The organism is Mumia sp. zg.B21, assembly GCF_019550855.1.
In the GTDB taxonomy this organism is placed as follows: Bacteria; Actinomycetota; Actinomycetes; order Propionibacteriales; family Nocardioidaceae; genus Mumia.
Map to the genome: position 1 here is coordinate 1285350 of NZ_JAHWCJ010000001.1, position 23857 is coordinate 1309206.

Annotated in this window: 26 protein-coding genes; 9 read left to right on the forward strand and 17 right to left on the reverse strand. The window is 71.4% G+C overall.

Features of this window, described 5'->3' with window-relative positions; all coding sequences use genetic code 11:
* Positions 1–15 precede the first annotated feature (15 nt).
* From KV100_RS06280 to KV100_RS06290, 3 genes are read left to right on the forward strand one after another with little or no spacing between them, the layout of a single operon-like run.
* Entirely contained in the window at positions 16–516 is a 501-nt protein-coding gene (locus tag KV100_RS06280; protein WP_255559062.1) for a DinB family protein, read from the forward strand.
* A 33-nt stretch (positions 517–549) separates the two neighbouring features.
* Positions 550–1509, forward strand: a complete 960-nt coding sequence (locus KV100_RS06285) for an aldo/keto reductase (RefSeq protein ID WP_255559061.1) — start codon at positions 550–552, stop codon at positions 1507–1509.
* Between the two features lie 10 nt (positions 1510–1519).
* Entirely contained in the window at positions 1520–1942 is a 423-nt protein-coding gene (locus KV100_RS06290) for a GNAT family N-acetyltransferase (protein WP_220342010.1), read from the forward strand.
* Here KV100_RS06290 and KV100_RS06295 read toward each other — a convergent pair.
* The 11 genes from KV100_RS06295 to glmS are packed head-to-tail and all read right to left on the reverse strand — an operon-like array spanning position 1924 to position 12078.
* On the reverse strand, positions 1924–2691 hold the full coding sequence (locus KV100_RS06295) for a 1-acyl-sn-glycerol-3-phosphate acyltransferase (protein WP_220342011.1): 768 nt from the start codon (positions 2689–2691) through the stop codon (positions 1924–1926). The genes KV100_RS06290 and KV100_RS06295 overlap by 19 nt on opposite strands.
* Before the next feature lie 32 nt (positions 2692–2723).
* Entirely contained in the window at positions 2724–3572 is an 849-nt protein-coding gene (locus tag KV100_RS06300) for an alpha/beta fold hydrolase (protein ID WP_220342012.1), read from the reverse strand.
* A gap of 41 nt (positions 3573–3613) precedes the next feature.
* Positions 3614–3997 (reverse strand): Rid family hydrolase, encoded by a 384-nt coding sequence (locus tag KV100_RS06305; protein WP_220342013.1) that lies wholly within the window; start codon positions 3995–3997, stop codon positions 3614–3616.
* On the reverse strand, positions 3997–4431 hold the full coding sequence (gene rimI / locus KV100_RS06310) for a ribosomal protein S18-alanine N-acetyltransferase (protein WP_220342014.1): 435 nt from the start codon (positions 4429–4431) through the stop codon (positions 3997–3999). The genes KV100_RS06305 and rimI overlap by 1 nt, the downstream gene beginning before the upstream one ends.
* An 11-nt stretch (positions 4432–4442) precedes the next feature.
* Complete coding sequence (gene tsaB / locus KV100_RS06315; protein WP_220342015.1) at positions 4443–5099, reverse strand: tRNA (adenosine(37)-N6)-threonylcarbamoyltransferase complex dimerization subunit type 1 TsaB; 657 nt, start codon at positions 5097–5099, stop codon at positions 4443–4445.
* Between the two features lie 32 nt (positions 5100–5131).
* Positions 5132–6184, reverse strand: a complete 1053-nt coding sequence (tsaE, locus tag KV100_RS20080; RefSeq protein ID WP_220342016.1) for a tRNA (adenosine(37)-N6)-threonylcarbamoyltransferase complex ATPase subunit type 1 TsaE — start codon at positions 6182–6184, stop codon at positions 5132–5134.
* Positions 6181–7221: an alpha/beta fold hydrolase gene (locus KV100_RS06325; protein ID WP_220342017.1), complete on the reverse strand. Its 1041-nt coding sequence runs from the start codon at positions 7219–7221 to the stop codon at positions 6181–6183. The genes tsaE and KV100_RS06325 overlap by 4 nt, the downstream gene beginning before the upstream one ends.
* A 55-nt stretch (positions 7222–7276) precedes the next feature.
* A complete protein-coding gene (alr, locus tag KV100_RS06330) occupies positions 7277–8413 on the reverse strand; it encodes an alanine racemase (RefSeq protein ID WP_301022612.1) in 1137 nt (378 codons plus the stop codon).
* Positions 8410–9882 (reverse strand): bifunctional ADP-dependent NAD(P)H-hydrate dehydratase/NAD(P)H-hydrate epimerase, encoded by a 1473-nt coding sequence (locus KV100_RS06335; RefSeq protein ID WP_220342018.1) that lies wholly within the window; start codon positions 9880–9882, stop codon positions 8410–8412. The genes alr and KV100_RS06335 overlap by 4 nt, the downstream gene beginning before the upstream one ends.
* A 1-nt stretch (position 9883) precedes the next feature.
* Complete coding sequence (locus KV100_RS06340; RefSeq protein ID WP_220342019.1) at positions 9884–10234, reverse strand: holo-ACP synthase; 351 nt, start codon at positions 10232–10234, stop codon at positions 9884–9886.
* A complete protein-coding gene (glmS, locus tag KV100_RS06345) occupies positions 10231–12078 on the reverse strand; it encodes a glutamine--fructose-6-phosphate transaminase (isomerizing) (protein WP_220342020.1) in 1848 nt (615 codons plus the stop codon). The genes KV100_RS06340 and glmS overlap by 4 nt, the downstream gene beginning before the upstream one ends.
* Positions 12079–12121: 43 nt before the next feature.
* Here glmS and coaA point away from each other — a divergent pair, with 43 nt between their 5' ends.
* Both coaA and KV100_RS06355 read left to right on the forward strand, forming a co-directional pair.
* Positions 12122–13090 (forward strand): type I pantothenate kinase, encoded by a 969-nt coding sequence (gene coaA / locus KV100_RS06350; RefSeq protein ID WP_220342533.1) that lies wholly within the window; start codon positions 12122–12124, stop codon positions 13088–13090.
* Positions 13091–13135: 45 nt separating this feature from the next.
* Positions 13136–14017, forward strand: a complete 882-nt coding sequence (locus KV100_RS06355; protein WP_220342021.1) for a bile acid:sodium symporter family protein — start codon at positions 13136–13138, stop codon at positions 14015–14017.
* A 3-nt stretch (positions 14018–14020) separates the two neighbouring features.
* On the opposite strand, the gene KV100_RS06360 is transcribed toward KV100_RS06355, so the two are convergent.
* From KV100_RS06360 to rplM, 4 genes are all read right to left on the reverse strand, one after another.
* Positions 14021–15013 (reverse strand): GNAT family N-acetyltransferase, encoded by a 993-nt coding sequence (locus KV100_RS06360; protein ID WP_220342022.1) that lies wholly within the window; start codon positions 15011–15013, stop codon positions 14021–14023.
* A gap of 181 nt (positions 15014–15194) precedes the next feature.
* Positions 15195–16541, reverse strand: coding sequence for a phosphoglucosamine mutase (gene glmM / locus KV100_RS06365; RefSeq protein ID WP_220342023.1), 1347 nt, complete (start codon positions 16539–16541; stop codon positions 15195–15197).
* 10 nt (positions 16542–16551) lie between these two features.
* Positions 16552–17061, reverse strand: a complete 510-nt coding sequence (gene rpsI, locus KV100_RS06370) for a 30S ribosomal protein S9 (protein WP_220342024.1) — start codon at positions 17059–17061, stop codon at positions 16552–16554.
* 24 nt (positions 17062–17085) lie between these two features.
* Positions 17086–17529, reverse strand: coding sequence for a 50S ribosomal protein L13 (gene rplM, locus KV100_RS06375; protein WP_220342025.1), 444 nt, complete (start codon positions 17527–17529; stop codon positions 17086–17088).
* A gap of 352 nt (positions 17530–17881) precedes the next feature.
* Here rplM and KV100_RS06380 point away from each other — a divergent pair, with 352 nt between their 5' ends.
* From KV100_RS06380 to KV100_RS06395, 4 genes are all read left to right on the forward strand, one after another.
* The gene (locus tag KV100_RS06380) at positions 17882–19195 is read left to right on the forward strand and encodes a citrate synthase (RefSeq protein ID WP_220342026.1); all 1314 of its coding nucleotides are present in this window, start codon (positions 17882–17884) and stop codon (positions 19193–19195) included.
* 105 nt (positions 19196–19300) lie between these two features.
* Positions 19301–20350, forward strand: coding sequence for an NADP-dependent oxidoreductase (locus tag KV100_RS06385; RefSeq protein WP_220342027.1), 1050 nt, complete (start codon positions 19301–19303; stop codon positions 20348–20350).
* 21 nt (positions 20351–20371) lie between these two features.
* On the forward strand, positions 20372–21196 hold the full coding sequence (gene truA, locus KV100_RS06390) for a tRNA pseudouridine(38-40) synthase TruA (RefSeq protein WP_220342028.1): 825 nt from the start codon (positions 20372–20374) through the stop codon (positions 21194–21196).
* Positions 21189–21788 carry a class I SAM-dependent methyltransferase gene (locus KV100_RS06395; protein ID WP_220342029.1) on the forward strand — a complete coding sequence of 200 codons (600 nt, stop codon included), beginning with the start codon at positions 21189–21191 and terminating at the stop codon, positions 21786–21788. Before truA ends, KV100_RS06395 begins: the two co-directional genes overlap by 8 nt.
* A 7-nt stretch (positions 21789–21795) precedes the next feature.
* On the opposite strand, the gene KV100_RS06400 is transcribed toward KV100_RS06395, so the two are convergent.
* Together KV100_RS06400 and KV100_RS06405 are read right to left on the reverse strand one after the other, a co-directional pair.
* Complete coding sequence (locus KV100_RS06400) at positions 21796–23016, reverse strand: acyl-CoA dehydrogenase family protein (RefSeq protein WP_220342030.1); 1221 nt, start codon at positions 23014–23016, stop codon at positions 21796–21798.
* A gap of 16 nt (positions 23017–23032) precedes the next feature.
* Positions 23033–23851 carry an SDR family oxidoreductase gene (locus KV100_RS06405; protein WP_220342031.1) on the reverse strand — a complete coding sequence of 273 codons (819 nt, stop codon included), beginning with the start codon at positions 23849–23851 and terminating at the stop codon, positions 23033–23035.
* Positions 23852–23857 lie beyond the last annotated feature (6 nt).

The following is a 23857-nucleotide window of genomic DNA, read 5'->3' on the forward strand; positions in this document are numbered from 1 at the left end:
TGCCAGGGTGGGGTCATGGACCGTACGGACACTCCATCCACCGTCGACGAGCGCACCACAGCGCTCACCCTCCTCCGCTACGTCAGGGAGACCGCCCTCGCGAAGGCCGAGGGCCTCCCCGAGGACCTCGCGCACGCCACACCGCTGGCTACCTCGCCGCTGATGTCGATCGCCAACGTGATCAACCACCTGCGCTGGAACGAGCACTACTGGGTCGAGGTGGTCGTCGCGGGCGGCGAGGACCGTGCCCCCTGGTCGGACGAGCACCCCGACGGCGAGTTCGAGATCGCCGCACAGATGACGCTGGACGACATCCTCACCGGCTACCGCCAGCAGATCGCCGCCTGCGACGCGATCCTCGCCGAGCGCGACCTGGACGACCTGACGGCGAAGCCGCGGCGCGACTTCCAGCCGAACGTACGCTGGGTCGTCGCGCACCTCGTCGAGGAGACCGCGCGCCACAACGGGCATCTCGACATCTTGCGGGAGCTCGCCGACGGAGAGGTGGGTGACTGAATGCGGATGCGTCCGCTGGGCCGAAGCGGCCTGATGGTGTCAGTGGTCGGGATCGGGTGCAACGCGTTCGGGTCGCGCGTCGACGAAGCCGGTACGAAGGAGGTCGTGCACGCGGCCGTCGACGCCGGCGTCACGCTCTTCGACACCGCCGACACCTACGGGACCGGCGCGAGCGAGGTCCTGCTCGGACGGGCGTTGGGTGCTCGGCGTGGGGACGTCGTCCTCGCCACCAAAGGCGGCATGGACATGGGCGGCGCCAACGGTCCCGACTGGGGCGCCCGCGCGTCGCGCCGCTATCTGCGCCGTGCGCTCGAGGCGAGCCTCACCCGCCTCGGGACCGACTACGTCGACCTCTACCAGCTCCACACGCCCGACCGCGTCACGCCGGTCGAGGAGACGCTGAGCGTCATGGACGACTTCGTGCGGGAGGGCAAGGTCCGCTACGCCGGGTGCTCGAACTTCACGGCGTGGGAGCTGGTGGACGCCGACTGGACCGCGCGCACGGCGGGGACCACGGCCTTCGTGTCGGCCCAGAACGAGTACTCGCTGTACAACCGCGCGGCCGAGGCCGAGCTGGTCCCGGCGTGCGAGGCGCTCGGCGTCGGCCTGCTGCCGTACTTCCCCCTCGCGTACGGTCTTCTGACCGGCAAGTACGCCCGCGGCCAGGCCGCTCCCGAAGGCTCGCGTCTCGCGGCCGACAACCAGGCCGCACGCCTGGCTAACGCCGACTGGGACCGCGTCGAGGCACTCGAGGCGTACGCCCGCGACCGTGGCCGGAGCATGCTGGAGGTCGCGATCGGAGGACTCGCGGCCCAGCCCGCCGTCGCGAGCGTCATCGCCGGCGTCACGCGGGTCGAGCAGGTCCACGCCAACGTCGCCGCCGCGGAGTGGGAGCCGACCGACGACGACCTCGAGGCGCTGGACGCGACCCGGCCCGCCGAGCGCTGGTCCTACACGTCGTTCGCGCCTCGGCCGGAGGCGGGACGTCGGTAGCGTGACCACCATGGCGGCAGAGACGGCGGACGTACGCTCACGCTTCCCCGTGGACGACGACGCGCTCGGCGCTCTGCACGCGCGCGCGTTCGGCACCCGAGGATCCACGACCTCGTCCTGGAGCCGGCGGCTGGCGCGTCACAGCATCGCCTGGGTCGGCGCCTTCGACGGCCCCCGCCTCGTGGGTTTCGTGCACGCGGTGGGGGACGGGGGCGCGCACGCCTTCCTTCTCGACACCGTCGTGGATCCCTCGTGGCAGCGGCGCGGGATCGGCCTCGCGATCGTCGACCGGATCCAGGACGACGTCGCCGCGGCGGGAGTCACCTGGCTGCACGTCGACTTCGAGCCGCACCTCGCCGGCTTCTACGCCGCGTGCGGCTTTCGCGACACGTCCGCGGGCCTGATGCGACTCGGTCAGCCAGCGGCCTTCTGAGCCTTCTCGGCCTTCCGTGCCGCGCGAGCCGCACGCTCCTCGGCATCGAGGCGCGCCGCCTCCTCGAGCGTGGGCGCGGAACCCCCGAGCCGCGCCGGCGCCCACCACTGACCCTCGAGGGGCTCGGGGTAGGCCGCGATCGCCTCGTCGAGGAGCCTCTCGAGGGACTCTTTGAGGGCCTTCGTCTCGGCAACGGGATCTGCACCGGTGGGGTGCTGGGGCTCGCCGACGTTGATGACGATCGGCAGGCCCCACGGGAGCGAGGGCTTGTGGCCCTTGGTCGTGATGCGCTGCGTCCCGAAGAGCACCATCGGGATCAGCGGCACGCCCGCCTGCGCGGCGATGCGCGCAGCGCCGGACTTGACCCCCTTGATCTCGAACGACTGGCTGATGGTGGCCTCGGGGAAGATCCCGACGAGCTCACCACGACGGCAGTAGTCGACGGCCGCCTCCAGGGACTCCGCACCCGACGAGCGGTCGACCGGGATGTGGTGCATCGATCGGAGGACCGGGCCACCGACCGGGTGGTCGAAGGCCTCCTTCTTGGCCATGAAGCGCACCAGCCGGCCGCGACGCGCGGCGGGGAAGCCGTCGAGCACGAAGTCGGCGTACCCGACGTGGTTGGACGCGATGACGGCCCCGCCCTCGCGGGGGATGTTCTCGGTGCCCAGCATCTGGATCTTCCAGCCGCGCAGCTTGAAGAGGGTCTTGGCCGTCGCCACGACGGGCGGGTACGTGATGTCGCGCATCCCGCAACCCTACCGACCTACGGTCGCGTAGGTTAGTGGTGGCTCGGATGCGGCGCCTCGTCCCGGATCAGCTGCGCCACCAGCTCCGGCTCCTCGAGGCCGGGCAGGTGCGCCACCGCCGGCAGGACACGACCCGGGCCCTGGCCGATGCGACGAGCGGTCTCCTCGTAGAACGGGAGGTCGCACGGCAGGTCGTGCTCACCCCACGTGGTCAGCACCGGCACGGTCAGCTCGCTGAGCCGCGTCCAGGCGTCGAGCCCCGCGTCTCCCGCCGACTCGGGAGCGGCGACGTCGAGGATGGTTCGATTCATGGCCTCGAACAGCGTCCGAGGTGGGCCGCCGACCCTCCCCTCGACAGTCCCCGGGCCGTCGAGCCACAGGTGCGTGAGCGCACGGATCCGAGCGTCGACGCTCAGGGACGGATCATCAGCGCGGTCGATGAGGGGCCCCGAGGCTGGATCTGGTTGCCAGTCGAACGGAGTGTCCTCGTCGGTCATGCCCGACACACCGGCTCCGACGAGCAAGACCCCTGTGACGCGATCCGGGTGCAGCAGCGCCGCGTCGAGCGCGAGGGCTCCGCCCATGGAGTTGCCGACGAGGAAGACCTGCTCGAGCGCCAGGTCGTCGAGGACCTCGATCAGGTCCGCCACGTGCGTGAAGGCCGAGGTCGGATCGGCGGCGGGACTCGCCCCGTAGCCCCGTCTGTCGTAAGCGACGACATCGAGACCGTCGTCGACGAGTGCGTCCGCCACCGCTGCCCACGATCGACTGTCCGCCACACCGGCATGCAGGAGCACCACGGCGGGGCCCTCCGCCGGCCAACGGGTCACGGCCAGTCGTCCACCGTCTGCGGTCGAGAGCACGTGCTGCTGCCTATCCATGACGCCCGAACGTACCGGAGGAGGGGCGCCTCAGCGATCCCTCAGCGACCCTCGGCGTAGGCGTCGATCTCCACCTCGACGAGATGGTCGGGATGCATCAGCCGGTTGACCTCGAGCATCGTCGACACCGGCGGCGTGGAGCCGAAGAGCTCCCGGTGGGCGCGGCCCACCTCGTCGGCATCGGTGATGTCGATGACGTACATGCGGGTCCGCACCACGTGCTGGGCGTCGAGCCCGCACTTGCGCAGCGAGTCCATCGCGATCCCGAACGCCACCATGGTCTGCACGTACGGGTCGTTGACCCCGATCACGGTCCCGTTGACGGTCGCCGTGGTGCCGGCGATCGCGACGTGCGGTCCGTACGAGACCGCGCGCACGTATCCGTACCGTTCCTCCCACGGTGTTCCCGACGGCAGCCGGTACATCAGCCATCCCTTCGGGGCACCACGCGGCGTTCCATGACGACGGCGTCCGCGCCCGAGCGGTAGTAGTTCGGCCTCGTCGCGATCGCGGCGAAGCCCCCTGCCTCGTACAGCCCGGTCGCCGCGACGTTGTCGGATGCCACCTCGAGCAGCACCCGCTCCACGCCTCGTCGCTCGGACTCCCCCAGCAGCGCCGCCAGAAGCCGGCGCCCTACCCCCGTCCTGCGCCGCCCGGGCAGCACCGCGATCCGGACCACGTCCGCGGTGTCCCCGGCGACGACCAGGCTGCCGTAGCCGATCACGGCGCCGGCTTCCTCGGCCACGACCACGTGCCGGCTCGCGCCGTCGAGCTCGTCGGCGACCTGCTCCTTCGACCACGCCTCACGACCGAACGCAGCGTCCTCCAGCGAGGTCAACGCGTCCAGGTCGCCTGGCATCCCAGGGCGGATCACGCCGACGCGCGCTTGCGCTGGACCGCCGGAGCGGCATCGGGACGCCGCAGGTAGAGCGGCTCGGTGCCCACCTCGACCGCCGTCCCCGCTGCCACCATGCCGGCGAGCACCCCGGCATCGGGGTCGGCGGGTCCGTCGACGCGAGCGAGGACCTCGGCGTACAGGTCCGCTCCTCGTCCGAGCACCGGCATCGTCGACGGCAGGCGTGCCGCGAGGTCGGCGGGCCGCATCACATCGGCATCACCGACGCGCTCACCGCGCGGCGTGTACTCCGCCCAGTAGACCTCCTTGCGACGGGCGTCAGTGGCGACGACGAACGCGTCCTCGACCGCACCTGCGGCGACCGCCTCGGCGGCGATGACGTCGAGCGAACAGACACCGTGCAGCCGCGCGTGCAGCGACACCGCCAACGTCCGCGCCGTCACCACACCGACCCGCAGGCCGGTGAACGGCCCGGGCCCGACGCCGACGGCGACATCGGTCACGTCGCGGCGGTCGACGCCCGCCCGAGCGAGGACGGCGGCGATCGCCGGCGCCAGCATCTCGCCGTGACTCATCGCGCCGGGGCGCGAGTCGGAGGCGAGCACAGTGGTCCCGTCGTGGAGGGCGACCGAGGTCGCCGGTGCGGCGGTGTCGAGGGCGAGGATCAGCATCGGGGCACAGGTTACGCCAGGCGTGGTGACGCTCACAGTGGTCTCGGCTCTTCGAGGCCGCGGGCCTGCGCCGAGTGCGCGACCGCGCCGGGACCGAGCAGCGTCGACCGCAGCGGGACCCTCGCCCACCGCACCCCGTGCGGCTTGACCGTGACGAGGCGTACGTCGTGGTCGTCGACGTCCGCACGCTCGGGCGCCTCGGCGCCCAGCGGGTCGAGGACGGTCGCCGCGCGCCGCTCCAGCCGTACCTCGAGCCAGGAGTCGCTGAGGTCCTCGGCCATCCCTGCGCCCCACTCGACGACGGTCACCGAGTCCTCCGTGGCGGTGTCGAGGTCGAGGTCGTCGAGCTCGAGCGCACCGCCGAGCCGATAGGCGTCGACGTGGACGAGCGGTGGGCCCCCGGCCAGGTTCGGATGCGTACGGGCGAGGACGAAGGTCGGTGACGTGACCGGACCGCGCACGCCGAGGCCCTCCCCGATCCCCTGGGTGAGCGTGGTCTTGCCCGCACCGAGACCGCCGGACATCACCACGACGTCACCCGCCTGCAGCAACGAGGCGAGCCGGACTCCGAAGGCGTGCGCGTCCTCGGCGGTGGGGAGCTCGCGCGCGAGCCACAGCGTCTTGCCGAACTCGATCGTCGTGCCGTGCTGCCGGACCGGGAAGTAGCGTCGGCGCGTCCAGAACGTGACGTTCTCCGGGAGCTCCTCGCGCACGTCGAGCCAGACGCCGTCCAGACCGCGCTCCTCGGCGGTGTCCTCGGCGACGCCGACCATCGCCGAGGCGACGCCGCGGTCCTGGTGGTCCGGGTCGACCGACACACGACGGAAGCCGAGCAGGCCCGGCCGCGACGTGTCGTAGAGCATGGCGCCGATCGGCTTGCCCCGGCGCTCGACGAGCAGTCCGCCACCCTCGGCGAGGGCCTCACGGACCGACTCCACGCTCTCGGTCAACGCGGTCGACGGCGGGTCGAGCACGGGCCGGGCGCCGAACGAACGACGGATCACCGCGAGCACGTCGGCAGCACGCTCCGGCGGGGCGTCGAAGACGTTCAGGGCGTGGAAGTTGGGCAGCGTGGAGCCGGTCATGCGGGCCAGCCCTCCCCGCTCCGTACGGCCGGCTCGGCCGATCCCCACAGCCCTTCGATGGCAGCGGTGACCTCCTCGTGGCGCTCGAGCATCATCATGTGGCCGGCACCCTCGTACGCGATGAGCTCGGACCCGTCGATCATCTCCGCCAGCCGGCGCGAGTGGCGGAACGGCGTCAGCCGGTCCTTGGTCCCGCCCATGACGAGCGTGCGTCGCCCCGGCAGCACGTCGAGGGCGTCGTACAGGTCCAGGTCGACGAAGTTGGCGGCGAAGTCCCACAGCGCCCGGTCCCGGGACCGGGCGATCATCTCGTCCGTCATGTCGGCGTACTTGGCAGACGACGTCGGTCCGATGGCGAAGGCGCGGGTGACGGGGTACGAGTCGAGGCGGCGGGCCGCCGCCACGAGCGGCCCGAGGCGCGGGAGCCACGGGTGCAGGAGGGCCAGCGGGTCCTTGGGACGGACCAGGTCGCCGGCGCTGGTGCCCATGAGGACGACACCGACGACGCGGTCACGGACGACGTCGCCGTACTGGGCGGCGAACGACATCACGGTCATCGCGCCCATCGAGTGACCCACGAGGATCAGGGGACCCTCCGGCGCGACGGCGTCGATCACGGACTTGAGGTCGTCGCCGAGCTGGTCGAGCGTGCAGCTCTCCGGCGACCCGTCTCCTGAGCTGCCGTGCTCACGCTGGTCCCAGAGCACCATCCGCGCCTGCCCGCGCAGCGCGGCGCGCTGGTAGTGCCAGCAGTCCAGGTCGAGGACCCAGCCGTGGCAGAAGACGATGGTGGGCCGGTCGCCCGCCTCCACGTCGTCGGGCTCCTCTACCTCGACGTGGAGAGGGACGCCGTCGGTCGCGGGCACGGTCACCGCCGGGACGTGCAGCGTCCCGAACTCCATCGCGTCACCTCGGCGGGAGCGACGACGCACCCGCTGGCGGTCGGTCGCGACGCGGGCGGCAGCAGCCGTGGCACCGGCCGCCGCGACCGTCCCTGCGGCCACCGCCGCGTACGCCCCCACCTTGCGCCAGTCCATGCGTTGCTCCTCCTCTGTGGCAGCGACGACCGACTCCGAGCGGCGTCGCGGCACGTCAGTGTGCCGGTCGCGGGGAGCCTGCGTAGCGCCGGACGATCCTGCCTCCAAGCCTAGTGACGACCTCGTAACCGATCGTGCCCGCCGCCACCGCCCAGTCCTCGGCGAGCGGCTCGCCCCGATCTCCGGGGCCGAACAGGACGACCTCGTCACCGCGCTGCGCCTCGAGGTCGCCGAGGTCGAGCACGATCTGGTCCATGCAGACCCGGCCCGCGATCCTCACGCGGTGGCCGCCGACCCAGGCCGGCGCCTTGCTGGACGCGGCCCGCAGGATGCCGTCGCCGTAGCCCAGCGGGACGAGACCGAGCGTCGTCTCGCGCTTCGTGACGAAGGTGTGCCCGTACGACACGCCGGTGCCTGGCGGCACCCGGCGGACCAGCGAGAGCGCGGTCCGCAGCGTCATGACGGGCGTCAGACCCAGGTCGGCAGGCGCTCCGATCGCCGGGCCAGGGCTCAGTCCGTACGAGGCGATGCCGACGCGCACCAGGTCGTGGTGGGTGCTCGGCCGTGTCAGCGTCGCCGCGGAGTTCGCGAGATGGCGCAGCTGCGGCTCCACTCCGAGCGACGCCAGCTCGGCGACCGCGGCGGCGAACGCATGCTCCTGGGCACCGTTGACCGGGCTCGCCGGCTCGTCGGCGCAGGCCAGGTGCGAGAAGATCCCGACGATCTCGAGCCGTCCCGAGCGTTGGGCGTCGCGGGCCGCCTCGAACAGCGCGGTCAGCTCCTCGCCGCGTACGCCACCCCTGGCCATGCCGGTGTCGACCTTGAGGTGCACACGGGGTCGCTCCGTGGCGCCCGCCTCGAGGACGGCATCGAGCTGGGACACCGATCCGGCGGCGACATCGACCCGGGCGTCGATCGCCGGAGCGAGGTCCGCCCCCGCCGGCGAGAGCCAGGCCAGCACGGGTCCGGTGTCACCGCCTCGCCGCAGGACCAACGCCTCCTCGACCGTGGCGACGCCGAGCCACTCCGCACCGGCTTCGCGAGCCGCGCCCGCGATCTCGACCGCGCCGTGCCCGTACGCATCCGCCTTGACCACCGCCATCTGGAGGGCGTCAGGCGCCGCCGTACGGAGGACCGCGAGGTTGCCCCGGTAGGCGTCGAGGTCGACGACCGCCTCCGCCGGGGCGGTCACCGGTCCCTCCAGTCGCGTACCTGCGACTCGTCGAGGAGGCCGTTGCGCCACGCCGTGATCACCGCGGGAACGGCGTCGGCGACCTGCCCGGCGGTCACCGGGCCGCCGGCCGACGCAGTGACCGCCGCGACACCGTGCACGAAGGCCGCGAGCGAGCCCGCGTCTCGGGGGTGCGCCCCCGCGGCGAGGAACGACCCGGCAAGGCCGGCGAGGACGTCGCCGGCACCGGCGGTGGCCAGCCACGGCGTCCCGGTGAGGTTCACCCGCGTGGGTGAGCCCGGGTAGGCGACGAGGGTGCGTGCGCCCTTGAGCAGCACGGTCGCGCCCCAGCGCTCCGCCGCGCGGGTCGCATGTCCGAGCGGGTCGGCCTCGACCGCCGACCGCTCGACGTCGAGCATCCGCGCGAGCTCACCGGCGTGCGGGGTCAGGAGGGCCGGGACGGCGAGGCGGTCGGGGAGGTGCTGGAGCGCGTCCGCGTCGACCACGACCGGGACCTCGTCCTCGAGCGCCATCCGCAGCCGCTCGGACGCGTCGTCACCTCCGCCCGAGCCGACGACCCACGCCTGGACGCGGCCGCGCTCGGCCGCGTCGGTGTGGGCGACGACCTCCGGGCACCGGTCGACCACCCGGGCGGCCAGCGCCGGCTCGCCGACGAACCGCACCATCCCCGCGACACCGGCCAGCGCGCCGCGGACGCACAGCTGCGCGGCGCCGGCGTACGCCGACGACCCGGCAGCGACACCGACGACGCCGCGCGCGTACTTCTGCGTCGGCGAGGTCCGCCGCTGGTCCAGGGTCGGGGCGAGGACGGCCATCAGCAGCCGGTTGTCGGAGGCCTCCAGCGCCTCGACGGACGGCGCCGGGAGGTAGGGGCCGAGGCCGATGTCGACCAGCCGGGGCAGCGCTCCGTGCACGGCCCAGCGCGCCGCGGGGTCCACCAGCAGCGCGTTCTTGTAGGTCCCGAAGGTGCACGTCGCGTCGGCGGCGAGGAACGACTCCGGCACGGTGGCGCCGTCCACGTCGACACCGCTCGGCACGTCGACCGCGATGACGAACGGCCGCTCGGCCTCCAGGATCGCCCGCCAGCCGTCGACGGGCGGCCGGAGCCCCGGCGAGCCGCCGATCCCGACGACACCGTCGACGACCACCGTGAAGCCCGTCGGCGAGTCGACCAGGCGACACCCCGCAGCCTGCGCGGCACGTGCCCCGTCGACGTGAACCCGGGCCGGGTCGGCGAACGCGACCGCGACGATGCGCTCACCCGCCAGCTCGGCGGCGGCGTACAACGCGTCTCCGCCGTTGTCTCCGGTGCCGACCAGGAAGACGACGGGTCTCGGTCCGGGAGCGACCTCCCGGACGTACGCCGCGAGGCCGGCCGCCGCCCAGCGCATGAGCGAGCCCGGTGGGACTCGCGCCATGAGGGCGGCCTCGGCGGCGCGGACGTCGGCGACGGTGTGTGCGTGCAGCATGTCAACCCTCTCCCACGACGAACGCGGTGGCGACCGGCCCGTCGTGGGCGATCGACAGGTGCCACCGAACCACACCGAGCTCCGCGGCGCGAGCGCCGGCAGCGCCGGTGACCGTCAGCGTCGGTCGTCCGGACGCGGAACGCCCGACCTCGGCGTCGTGCCAGGAGAGCCCGCCCGGCGAGCCCAGCGCCTTGGCCAGCGCCTCCTTGGCGGCGAAGCGCCCCGCGAGCACCACCGGCGCACCGGTCCGCTCGCCGGGCGCGAAGAGCCGCTCACGCAGCGCTGGAGTCTGCTCCAGCGCGGCGGCGAAGCGCTCGACGTCGACCACGTCGACGCCGATCCCGACGATCACTCGACCGTGACGGACTTCGCCAGGTTGCGCGGCTGGTCGACGTCGTGGCCGAGCAGCGTGGCGAGCTCGGCGGCGAAGATCTGCAGCGGGACGACGGCCAGCACCGGCTGCAGCAGCGTCGGCGCCTTCGGGAGCCGGATGAGGACGTCGGCGTACGGGTCGACCGACGTGTCGCCGTCCTCGACCAGCACCACCGTCCGCGCACCGCGCGCCCGGATCTCCTGGATGTTGCTGATGACCTTGTCGTGGAGCTGGTCGCGGCCCTTGGGCGGCACCACGACGAAGACCGGCAGCCCTGGCTCGATCACGGCGATCGGGCCGTGCTTGAGCTCGCCTGCCGCGAAGCCCTCGGCGTGGAGGTACGCGAGCTCCTTGAGCTTGAGGGCGCCCTCGAGCGCGACCGGGTAGCCCACGTGGCGCCCCAGGAACAGGAACGTCCGCTGGCCGGCGAGCTCGCGGGCGAGGTCGCGGACCACGTCGGCACGCTCGAGGACGGCCTCGATCCCGGCGGGGAGCTTCTCCAGCTCCGCGACCGTCGAGGCGATCTCGTCGCCGAACTTGGTGCCGCGGACCTGCGCGAGATAGAGGCCGAGGACGTAGCAGGCGATCAGCTGGGTGAGGAAGCCCTTGGTGGAGGCCACCGCGATCTCGGGGCCGGCATGGGTGTAGATGACGGCGTCGGACTCGCGCGGGATGGTCGACCCGTTGGTGTTGCAGATGGCGAGGACCTTCGAGCCCTGCTGCCGTGCGTGCCGGATCGCCTGGAGGGTGTCGGCGGTCTCGCCCGACTGGCTGATCGCGATCACGAGGGTCGACTGGCCGACGATCGGGTCGCGGTAGCGGAACTCCGATGCGAGCTCGACCTCGCACGGGATCCGCGTCCAGTGCTCGATCGCGTACTTGGCAACCATCCCGGCGTACGACGCCGTCCCGCACCCGATGATCAGGATCCGGTCGACGTGACGGAGCTCGTCGTCGGACAGGCGCATCTCGTCGAGGATCAGGCGCCCCTGGGAGTCGTGGCGACCGAGGAGGGTGTCGGCGACCGCCTTGGGCTGCTCGTCGATCTCCTTGAGCATGAACCAGTCGTAGCCGCCCTTCTCGGCGGCGGAGATGTCCCAGTCGACGTGGTACTCGGTGACCTTCGACGGGGCACCCTCGAAGTCGATGACGTCGATGCCCTCGCGGGTGATGGTCACGACCTGGTCCTGCCCGAGCTCGACGGCGTCTCGGGTGTAGTCGATGAACGCGGAGACGTCGGAGGCCAGGAAGTTCTCGCCGTCTCCTCGGCCGGCCACCAGCGGCGAGTTGCGACGGGCTCCGACCACGCGGTCGGGGTCGGCGCCGTCGGCGACGACCAGGGTGAACGCGCCCTCGAGGCGCAGGCACACCCGGCGCACCGCCTCGGTGAGGTCGACGGCTCCCTTGAGCAGCTCGCGGTCGACCAGGTGAGTGACCGTCTCGGTGTCGGTCTCGGACTGCAGCTCGACGCCCTCCGCCTCGAGCTCGGCCCGCAGCTCCGCGAAGTTCTCGATGATGCCGTTGTGGACCACGGCGACCCGGTGGTCCTCGGAGACGTGCGGGTGCGCGTTGCGGTCGCTCGGCGGCCCGTGCGTGGCCCAACGGGTGTGCCCGATGCCGGTGGTCGACTCCGGCAACGGGTGCTCGGCGAGCTCCGCGTCCAGGTTGGCCAGCTTGCCGACCTTCTTCGCGGAGACGATCGAACCGTCCCTCACGAGCGCGACACCGGTCGAGTCGTAGCCCCGGTACTCGAGACGGCGCAGACCCCCGAGGACGACGTCCAAGGCGGACCGTTCACCGACATAACCCACGATTCCACACATGAGCAACAGGGTACCGACCCCGCTGACGAGGTCGGCCGCCACAATGGGGTCCATGTCGCTCACGCAGCCGGGTTCCGGGGACACCTCGCCGTACGTCGAGCTCGAGCGCGGCGCGTGGGCCGCCCTCGCGGGCGAGGCGCCGCAGCCGCTGTCGCAGCGCGAGATCGACGAGGTCCGAGGCCTCGGGGACGAGCTGGATCTCGAGGAGGTCCGCAAGGTCTACGTGCCGCTGACGCAGCTGATCAGCATGCGCATCGGCTACGCGGGCGAGCTCTACCGGTCCACCGAGGCGTTCCTGCGCCGCCCGCAGCCGCAGCGCACGCCGTACGTGATCGGCATCGCGGGATCGGTCGCGGTCGGCAAGTCGACGACCGCCCGGCTGCTGCGCGAGCTGCTCGCCAAGAGCCCGGGCCACAGCAACGTGTCGCTCGTCACCACCGACGGGTTCCTGCTCCCCAACGCCGAGCTGGAGCGCCGGGGTCTGCTCGAGCGCAAGGGGTTCCCCGAGTCGTACGACCGCAAGGCCCTGCTGCGCTTCGTCATGGCCGTCAAGTCCGGGCGTGAGACGGTCGAGGCCCCGGTCTACTCGCACCTCTCGTACGACGTCACCGACGAGGTCGTCACGCTGAACCGGCCCGACGTGGTCCTCATCGAGGGCCTCAACGTCCTGCAGCCCGCGCGAGTCCGGGGTGACGGCCGACCGGGGCTCGCGATCAGCGACTTCTTCGACTTCTCGGTGTACGTCGACGCGGCCCGCAAGGACATCCGCCGGTGGTACATCGAGCGCTTCCTGCGCCTGCGCGAGACCGCGTTCCGCGACCCCGACTCGTACTTCGTGCGCTACGGCGCTCTGGACGCCGAGCAGGCGACCGCGCAGGCCTCGCTGCTGTGGGACTCGATCAACGGCCCGAACCTCAAGGAGAACATCGAGCCGACCCGCGGGCGCGCCACGCTGGTGCTGCGCAAGGACGCCGACCACTCCGTGCGATGGGTCCGTCTGCGCAAGCTCTGACCCGCACCTCGCGCTGTGATGGCCCTCACCCCTAGGGTGTGCGCCATGGACTCCGCGCTCAGCACGGTCGGGCTTCCGATCGCCCTCGGCATCATCATGCTCGGTCTCGGCCTCTCGCTGACCCTCGACGACTTCCGGCGCGTCGGCCGGCACCCCCGTGCCGTCGTGGTCGCGCTGGCCTGCCAGCTCCTCCTGCTCCCCGCAGTGTGCTTCGGCCTCGTCCTGCTCTTCGACCTCCCTCCGCTGCTCGCGATCGGCATGATGCTCCTCGCCGCGTCACCGGGCGGCACCAGCGCCAACCTCTACAGCCACCTCTTCCGCGGAGACGTCGCGCTCAACGTGACGCTGACCGCGATCAACTCGATCATCGCGATCGTCTCGCTGCCTCTGATCACGAACCTCGCCATCGCCTACTTCGACACCGACAGCTCGGTCTCGCTGCAGTTCACCAAGGTCCTGGAGGTCTTCGCGATCGTGCTCCTCCCGGTCGCTCTCGGCATGGCGATCCGTTCGGCACGGCCCGCTTTCGCCGCGCGGATGGACAAGCCCGTCAGGATCGCCTCGGCCGTGATCCTCGGCGTCCTCGTGCTCGGGATCCTCATCGACCAGCGTGACAACGTCGTGGAGTACGCCGCGCAGGTCGGCGCCGTCGCCACCCTCTTCTGCGTGGTGAGCCTCGCGGTCGGCTACCTCGTCCCCCGGTGGGCGGGCGTCACCGAGCGCCAGGCTGTCGCGTCGTCGTTCGAGATCGGCGTCCACAACGCGACGCTGGCGATCTACGTCGCGGTCGAGATCCTCGACGAGACGGAGATCTCCATCCCGGGCGCGGTCTACGGCCTGATCATGTTCTTCATCGCGGCCGCCTGGGGACTCGTGCTCACGCGCTACCTGGTCCGTACCGACGAGCGCGTCCCCGCCGACGCCTGAGCGTCAGAGGTCGCACCGGAACTCGCCGGTCATCGACGCCAGCCGGAAGCCCATCGCCTCGTTGACGGCGATCATGGGCGCGTTGTCGGCCGCGTTCCACGTGTGCAGGAGCTCACGCGGCGCCAGGTCGTCGGCCGCGGCGAGGAGGTTGCGCACCTTCATCGCGAGTCCGAGGCGGTGCCCGCGGTGCTCGGGGAGCACGAGGGTGTCCCACTGGTAGGCGTTCACCGGGTCCGAGCCCGGCACGACGATCTGGCTGTGCCCCGCCAGCACGCCGTCCGGGGCGACCGCCACGGTCGTCCACATGACCCTCCCCTGGGCTGCGAGCTCGGCCTCCTCCTGGCGCACCCGCTCGGGCGGGAAGTCCTCCGCCTCCCACCCCATGTCACCCGCGGGCGCCTCGACCGCCATCACGCTGCGCATCGCCGCGTACGGGGCCACGAGGTCGTCCGGCACGGGTCCGCGCCAGGTGCGCAGCTCGTACCCCGCGTGGTGACCGGCGGCCTTCTCGGCCAACCGAGCGAGCTCGTCGCGGTCCGGAGGCAGGTCGAGGACGCGTTGCGCCTCGATGAGACCGAGCCGGAACCCGTGCGCACGAAGCAGCTCGGCGTCCGGGCCCTCGTCGTCGCCAGGCGGCCACTTCGCCGAGCACTCCAGCCGCCTGCGGCCGAGCAGCCGTACCCGGTCCTTGAGGTGCTCGATGAAGGGACCGACCGATCCGCGGTGCTCGGGGGCGGTCGCCAACGCCACCCACGCCGTCTCCAGGTTGTCACGCAGCGGGACCTCCAGCTGGCAGGTCGCGACGACCTCACCGTCGTCGAGGCGGGCCCACAGGAACGCCCGTGCCGTCCACGGGTCGTCCGTCCGCGCCGCCACCGTCAGCTCCGGCAGCGTCCAGGCCGTGCCGTACGGCTGCGTCGCGGCGACGCGTACCTCGTGCTCGTGGAACGCGGCCAGCCCGGCGTCGTCGGCGGGGTCGAGCTCCTCGATCTGCATGCCGTCACGGTAGGTCGGGACAGCCCCAGGCCGCACCCGGGTTTCGCCCGAGCGTCCCGCCTCGTCCGCGATGTGTGCAGCTGGTCAAGGAATCCGGGCGAGATTCTTGGACGAACCGCACACACCGCGGACGGGACGGGGCCGCACGGGACGGGACCGGACGCGACGAGTCGGGGATGGGTCAGAGGGCGAGCGCGGAGCCGACGACGGTCGCCAGGCGCTGCGCGACGGTCTCGGCATGGCTGGCGGTGCTCGCCTCGACCATCACGCGTACGAGCGGCTCGGTGCCCGAGGGGCGCAGCAGGACTCGACCCGTCCCGCCCAGCTCGTCGGTAGCCTCGGCGACGGCCGCCGCCACGACGGGATCGGTGCCGGCACGGCCCTTGTCGACGCCGGAGACGTTGACGAGCACCTGCGGGAGCCGGTGCATCACCGCACCGAGGTCGGCGAGCGAGCGGCCCGTGCCGACCATCCGGCTGGACACCGCGAGAGCGGTGAGGACACCGTCGCCGGTGGTCGCGTGGTCGCTCATGATGACGTGCCCCGACTGCTCGCCGCCCAGGTTGAACCCCCGGCCGCGCATCGCCTCGAGCACGTAGCGGTCTCCCACGGCAGTCTGCACGACCGTCACGCCCGCGGCCTCCATCGCCTGGACGAAGCCGAGGTTGGACATGACCGTCGCCACGACCGTGTCGTCGACGAGACGGCCGTCCTCCTTCAGCGCGAGCGCGAGGATGGCGAGGATCTGGTCACCGTCGACGAGCACACCGTCGGCCGACACCGCGAGGCATCGGTCGGCGTCTCCGTCGAAGGCGAACCCCGCGTCGGCGCCGGTCTCGAGCACCACTCGCTGCAGGTCCTCCGGGTGCGTGGACCCGCACCCGGCGTTGATGTTGAGACCGTCGGGCTCGGCGTGGATGGCGATGACCTCGGCCCCGAGCTCGCGGAACGCCGCCGGCCCCACCTCGCAGGCCGCGCCGTTCGCGCAGTCGAGCACGACGCGCATCCCGTCGAGGCGTCGGTCGACCGCGCCGACCAGGTGCCGCTCGTACGTGCGCAGAGCGGTCGGGCTGTCGCCGATCCGGCCCACCGCGGCTCCGGTCGGACGCTTCCAGGGCTGCTGGAGGGTGCGCTCGATCGCGTCCTCGATGGCGTCGTCGAGCTTGAGCCCGCCGCGGGCCAGGAACTTGATGCCGTTGTCGGGCATCGGGTTGTGGCTCGCGGAGATCATGACGCCCATGTCGGCGGCGAGCGCCGACGTCAGGTACGCCGTACCAGGTGTGGGGACGACACCGAGACGGTGCACGTCCACCCCCGCAGACGCGAGACCCGCGACCACCGCGGCCTCGAGAAACTCTCCCGAGGCGCGAGGATCGCGGGCCACGACTGCGGTCGGCCGTTGGTCGGCGAAGGCTCCGGCCTCCCCCAGCACGTGGGCTGCTGCCACGGCGAGGTCGACCGCGAGCTCTGCCGTGAGATCTTCGTTCGCGATCCCACGGACGCCGTCGGTTCCGAAGATCCGACCCACGGCTCGGCCGTCAGCGCTTGCTGTACTGAGGCGCCTTGCGGGCCTTCTTGAGGCCGGCCTTCTTGCGCTCCTTGGCGCGGGCGTCACGCGTGAGGAGCCCGTCCTTCTTGAGCGTCGCGCGGTTCGACTCCTCGTCGACGGCGTTCAGCGCACGGGCGACACCGAGACGGAGGGCACCGGCCTGGCCGGTCATGCCACCGCCGGAGACGCGGGCGACGACGTCGAAGCTCTCGCCGAGACCGGTTGCGGCGAAGGCCTCCTTGGCAATCTGCTGGTGCAGCTTGTTGGGGAGGTACTCCTCGAGCGACTTGCCGTTGACGGTCCACGAGCCGGTGCCGGGAACGATACGGACGCGAGCGACGGCCTCCTTGCGGCGACCGGTCGCCGCCGAGGGGGCGATGATCGACGAACGGGCCGCCGACTCCGCGCTCGGGACGCTCTCCGAGGTGTACGAGACACCCTCGGTGTTGGCCGTGAACTCGTCGGTCGTTTCGACGGTCTCGGTGCTGGACTCAGCCACGTTGATCCTCACTGCTTCCTGGGCCTACTGGGCGATCTGGGTGATCTCGAAGGTCTGCGGCTGCTGAGCGGCGTGCGGGTGCTCGGGGCCGGCGTAGACCTTCAGCTTGCTCATGAGCGATCGGCCGAGGCGGTTCTTGGGCATCATGCCCCAGACGGCCTTCTCGACGGCCTTGCGCGCGTCCTTCTCGAGCAGGTCGCCGTAGGCGATCTGCTTGAGGCCGCCCGGGTATCCGCTGTGGCGGTACGCGAGCTTGTCCTGGCGCTTGTTGCCGGAGAGGGCGACCTTCTCCGCGTTGACGATGATGACGAAGTCACCGTTGTCAATGTGGGGGGCGAACGTCGGCTTGTGCTTGCCGCGAAGCAGGGTCGCGGTCTGGACGGCGAGACGCCCAAGCACCACGTCAGATGCGTCGATGACGTGCCACTTGCGGTCGACGTCACCAGGCTTCGGGCTGTACGTGCGCACGCTAGATCTACCTTCGTATGGATGGGGTCTGACGATGCGCCGAGATGGACGCAGCAAGGCCGCGGCGGATCAAGGCACAACGACGTACAACGATAACGTGCCGGGGCGGGCTCGGTCAAAACGGGCTGCCCACGGGGTGCGTCGTACGCCTGACGCACCGATTTGATGATACCCCCGGCGGCCAAGGGAGCCGGAGGCGGTGGGCCTCGGCGTCCCGGACAGCGGACCCCCGGATTCACGTTCCACTGCAGGAGGCAATAAGTTGGAGTGGGTCCGAACACCCCAGGGGACCCCTGACTCGAGCGGCGCATCGACCCAGCGTGCGCACGCCACGGCACAAGGAGACCTCCTCGTGACAGACGCCACGCCTTCGGCTGACGGCCAGACCCTGACCGTCCGCGACGACCGGACGGGCAAGGACTACGTGCTCCCGATCGTCGACGGGACCATCCGCGCGAGCGACCTCGGCAAGATCCGGGTCAACGACGACGAGCCCGGCATCGCGTCGTACGACCCCGGGTTCACCAACACCGCCTCGACCCGCTCGGCCGTCACGTTCATCGACGGCGAGAAGGGCATCCTCGAGTACCGCGGCTACCCCATCGAGCAGCTCGCGGAGAAGTCGAACTTCCTCGAGGTCGCCTACCTGCTCATCCACGGCGACCTGCCCTCCAAGGAGCAGTACGACGCCTGGGTGCACGAGATCACCTTCCACACCTTCGTGCACGAGAACATCAAGTCGCTCATGCAGGGCTTCCGCTACGACGCCCACCCGATGGGCATGCTGCTGTCGGCGGTGGGCGGTCTCTCGACCTTCTACCCCGAGGCCCGCAACATCCAGGACCCCGAGGTCCGGCACCTGCAGATCGTCCGGATGATCGCCAAGATGCCGACGCTCGGCGCCTGGTCGTTCCGGCACGCGCAGGGCAAGCCCTACGTCTACCCCGACAACGACCTCTCGTACGCCGAGAACTTCCTCGCGATGCTCTTCAAGATGAGCGAGCCGAAGTACGAGGCGGACCCGCGGCTGGCCAAGGCGCTCGAGGTCCTCTTCATCCTGCACGCCGATCACGAGCAGAACGCCTCGACCAACGCGGTCCGGTCGGTCGGCTCCACCCAGGTCGACCCGTACTCCGCCGTCTCGGCCGGCATCGCGGCTCTCTACGGCCCGCTTCACGGCGGCGCCAACGAGGCGGTCCTGCGGATGCTCAAGCGGATCAAGACCAAGGACAACGTCCCGGCGTTCATCGAGGGCGTCAAGGCCGGCAACGAACGCCTGATGGGCTTCGGCCACCGCGTCTACAAGAACTACGACCCGCGCGCCACGATCATCAAGAAGGCGTGCGACGACGTCTTCGAGGTGACGGGCGTCAACCCCTACCTGGAGGTCGCGCAGGAGCTCGAGAAGATCGCGCTCGAGGACGAGTACTTCGTCAAGCGCAAGCTCTATCCCAACGTCGACTTCTACTCCGGCCTCATCTACGAGGCGCTGCAGTTCCCGCCGGAGATGTTCACGGTGATGTTCGCCATCCCGCGTACGGCCGGCTGGCTCGCGCAGTGGGTGGAGCTGGTGGACGACAAGGAGCAGAAGATCGCCCGGCCGAAGCAGATCTACACCGGCGAACGCGGGCTCACCTTCCCCTCGAGCACCGAGCGCTGGGGCTGAGCAGCACCCACGTCACCCGACGGGCCCGTCCACACCGTTGGGCGGGCCCGTCGCCGTCTCCGGGCCCCCTACAGTGGCCGCAGCCGCCACGAGAGGAACACCCCGATGCCCGCTCCCGCCACGCCCCCGTTCACCAGCCGTCAGCTCCTGCTGCGGGAGCGCCCGAAGGGTTACCCCGACGAGAACACGTGGGAGACGGTGACGACGGAGGTCCCCGCGCCCGGCCCCGGAGAGATCGTCGTACGGGTCGACCACGTCTCGCTCGACCCGGCGATGCGCGGGTGGCTGAACGACGTCCGGTCGTACATCCCTCCGGTGGGCCTCGGCGAGGTCATGCGTGCCGGAGCGACCGGCACGGTCGTGGCTTCGAAGCACCCCGACTTCGAGGTGGGCGACGCGGTCATGGGGATGTTCGGCGTGACCGAGTACGCCCTCTCCGACGGCCGCGGCGTCACCACGATCGACCTGGCCGTCGCGGGAGCCCCGACGTGGCTCGGCGCACTGGGCCTGCCCGGGATGACCGCGTACTTCGGTCTCACCGACGTCGGCCGCCTCCAGCCGGGCGAGACGGTGCTCGTCTCGGGTGCCGCCGGGGCCGTGGGCAGCGTCGCGGGCCAGATCGCCAAGGCGATGGGCTGCACGGTGGTCGGCATCGCCGGTGGCCCCGACAAGTGCGCGTGGCTGACGTCGATCGGTTTCGACGCCGCCATCGACTACAAGGACGAGAACGTCCTCGAGCGTCTGCGGGAGGTGGCGCCCCAGGGAGTGGACGTCTTCTTCGACAACGTCGGCGGTGACATCCTGGACGCCGGCCTCGCCAACCTCCGCCGTCACGCGCGGGTGGTCCTCTGCGGCGCGATCTCGGCGTACAACGCGACGTCCCTGCCCGCCGGCCCACGCCGGTACCTGTCGCTGCTGGTCTTCCGGGCGTCCATGACCGGCTTCGTCGTCTTCGACTACGAGGACCGTTATCCGGAGGCGATCGACACGATCGCCTCCTGGATCTCCGACGGCTCGGTGGTCGCCCGCGAGACTGTGGTCGAGGGCGGTGTGGAGGCGTTCCACGAGACGTGGCTCGGACTCTTCGAGGGCTCCAACACGGGCAAGCTCGTCCTCGCGCTCACCGGGGACGGACGGGGTGTCACGGCCGTTTGACGCGATCGGTAGGTTGAGCAGGTGCGTTGGAGACTGGACCTGGCCTACGACGGTGGCGCTTACCGCGGCTGGGCCTCGCAACCCGGCCTTCCGTCGGTGCAGCAGACCATCGAGGACGCGCTGACGCTGGTGCTCCGGCTCGACGGGCCCGCGAGGCTGACCGTCGCCGGCCGTACGGACACCGGCGTCCACGCACGCGGTCAGGTCGCTCACGTCGACCTTCCCGACGAGCTCGAGATGGACGAGGCGCACCTGCTCCGCCGTCTCGACCGCGTGCTCCCCGACGACATCGTGGTGCGGGCCGCACGGGTCGCGCCCGACGGGTTCGACGCACGCTTCTCCGCGCTGCGCCGGCGCTACGTCTACCGGATCTGGGACGGCGTGACCGGCCCTGACCCGCTCCACCGCAACCACGTCGTCCACCACCACCGTCCGCTCGACGTGTCGCTGATGAACGACGCCGCGGTCGGCGTGCTGGGCGAGCAGGACTTCGCCGCGTTCTGCCGTCGGCGGGAGGGGGCGAGCACCATCCGCAGCCTCATGCAGCTCACCACCCGGCGCACCGACTCGTCGATCGTCGAGACGACGGTGGTCGCTGACGCCTTCTGCCACTCGATGGTCCGGTCGCTGATGGGCGCGCTCACGGCGGTCGGCGAAGGCCGCCACGAGCCGGCGTGGATGGTGCGGGTGCTCAAGGCACGGACCCGGGACTCGCGGGTGAAGGTGATGCCGTCGCTCGGGCTCACGCTCGAGGAGGTCGTCTACCCGGCGGAGTCCCGGCTCGCCGCCCGCGCACAGGAGACGCGTACCTTCCGAGGTCCGCTCGAGAGCCCCGAGGATGACTGAGCACTACTTCGACAGCGATCCGACCGGCCCCGAGGGTCGGCGCGACGTGACGGCGGAGATCTGGGGTCGCAGCCTCACGTTCACGACGGCCGCCGGCGTCTTCGCGCGAGGGGGTCTCGACAAGGCGACGGCGGTGCTGATGAGCAGCTCGGAGCCGCCCCGTGAGGCGCGGACGGTGCTGGACCTCGGGTGCGGCTGGGGTCCGATCGCCGTCGCGGTCGCGGTCACGGTGCCGGCCGCCACGGTGCACGCGGTCGACACCAACGCTCGCGCGCGCGATCTCACCCGGTCCAACGCCGAGCGTGCCGGCGTCGGGTCGCGGGTCGTCGTGGCGGCGCCGGACGAGGTCCCTGCGTCCCTGGTCTTCGACGAGATCTGGTCGAACCCTCCGATCCGGATCGGCAAGGCCGCGCTGCACGAGCTCCTCCTGCAGTGGCTCCCCCGGCTCGCACCTGATGGCGTCGCCCGCCTGGTGGTGGGCAAGAACCTCGGTGCCGACTCGCTCCAGCGGTGGCTGACCGACCAGGGCTGGCCCACCGAGAGGGTCGCGAGCGCGAAGGGCTTCCGCGTCCTGCACGTACGCCGGGGGTGACGGCGCCTCAGGCGACCGTGCCCGCGTGCCGGCGAAGCTCCCGGCGGGCCAGGGTGCGCTTGTGGACCTCGTCCGGCCCGTCGGCGATGCGCAGCGTCCGCAGGTGGGCGTAGAACGACGCAAGAGGGACGTCCTCGGTGACCCCCGCCGCGCCGTGGACCTGGATCGCACGATCGACGATCTTGAGCGCCATGTTCGGGGCGTCGACCTTGATCGCGGCGATCTCGGTACGGGCGGCCCTGTTGCCCGACTCGTCCATCACGTAGGCCGCCTTGAGCGTGAGGAGGCGACTCTTCTCGATCTCGATCCGCGCCTCCGCGATCCAGTCCTGGATGTTCGACCGTTCGGCGACGGGGGCCCCGAAGGTCTCCCGTGCCAGTGCGCGGGTGCACATCAGCTCGAGTGCTCGCTCGGCCATCCCGATCGCCCGCATGCAGTGGTGGATCCGGCCGGGACCGAGACGTGCCTGGCTGATCGCGAACCCCTCGCCCTCTCCGGCCAGCACGTCGGCGGCCGGGACCCGGACGTCCTCGAAGACGAGCTCGGCGTGACCCTCTCGGTCCTGGTAGCCGAAGACCGGGAGGTTGCGCAGCACCGTGATCCCAGGTGCGTCGAGGGGGACGACCATCATCGACTGCTGACGGTGGGTCGCCGCCGTCGGATCGGTCTTGCCCATCACGATCAGGACCCGGCAGTTGCGGTGCATCGCGTTGGAGGCGAACCACTTGCGGCCGTTGAGGACGTACTCGTCGCCGTCGCGCTCCATCCGCATCTCGACGTTGGTGGCGTCGGAGCTGGCGACGGCAGGCTCCGTCATGGCGAAGGCGGACCGGATGGTGCCGTCGAGGAGGGGCCGCAGGTAGGTCTTCTTGTGCTCCTCGCTCCCGAACAGCGTCAGGACCTCCATGTTGCCGGTGTCGGGCGCCGCGCAGTTGCAGGCCTCCGGCGCGAGGTGCGGGCTCCTGCCCATGATCTCGGCGAGCGGCGCGTACTCGAAGTTGGAGAGTCCGGGTCCCCACTCGGGGTGCGGGTGGAAGAGGTTCCACAACCCGCGGCGCTGGGCCTCCGCCTTGAGGTCCTCGATGACCTGCGGGTGGTGGTGGGGATCACCGGCCTCGCGCATCTGGGCGGCATAGACGGCCTCTGCCGGATAGACGTGGCTGTCCATGAAGGCCAGGAGCTCCTCCTGATATCTGGCGCTGCGCTCGGTGGTCTCGAACAGGGACATGCGTCCTCCTGGTTGGTCAGGGTCGGGGGTCGAGCAGCTGGGCCTGGTAGCGCCGCATCCCGCGGATCCATCGGTCGTAGTCGGCGCTCTTCTGGCGGTACATCGCGAGCACCTGAGGGTGCGGGAGGATCAGGAACTCCTCGGCACGGACGGCACGGACCACGTCGTCGGCGACGGTGTCCGGATCGAGGACCTCGCCGGCCGAGGTCACCGCGCGGGTGGCCGCCTCGCCGAGGCGGTCACCGGACCGCTCCCCCGCACGCAGCAACGCCGTCTCGACGCCCATGGGGCAGAGGCAGCTGACACCGATGCCCCGGTCGCCGTAGGTGACCGACAGCCACTCGGCGAACCCGACTGCGGCATGCTTGGTCACCGCGTACGCCGCGGAGCCGATCTGCGTGAGCAGCCCCGCCGCCGACGCCGTGCTGACGAAGTAGCCTCGTCCGCGCTCGAGCCAGCGCGGGACCAGCAAATCGGCGGCACGCACGTGAGCGCGCAGGTTGACGTCCAGGGCCACGTCCCACGCCGCCTCACCGCCGAGGCCGTGCCCACCGGAGACGCCTGCGTTCGCGGCGTAGAGGTCAACCGGACCGTAGGCCTCCTCGGCACGCGCCAGGAGCTCGTCGATCTGAGCGGGGTCGGCGACGTCGGCAGCGTGGGCGATCGCGGACCCGGGGCGTACGGCCTCGACCTCTGCAGCGGCCGCCTCCGCGGCGGCGCTGTCCAGGTCGGCCACGACGACGCGCGCGCCCTCGGCCGCGAAGCGTCGAGCCAGTGCGCTGCCGATCCCTCCGCCACCACCTGTGACGACAGCGACCGCACCGTGCAGCTCCATCCGGTC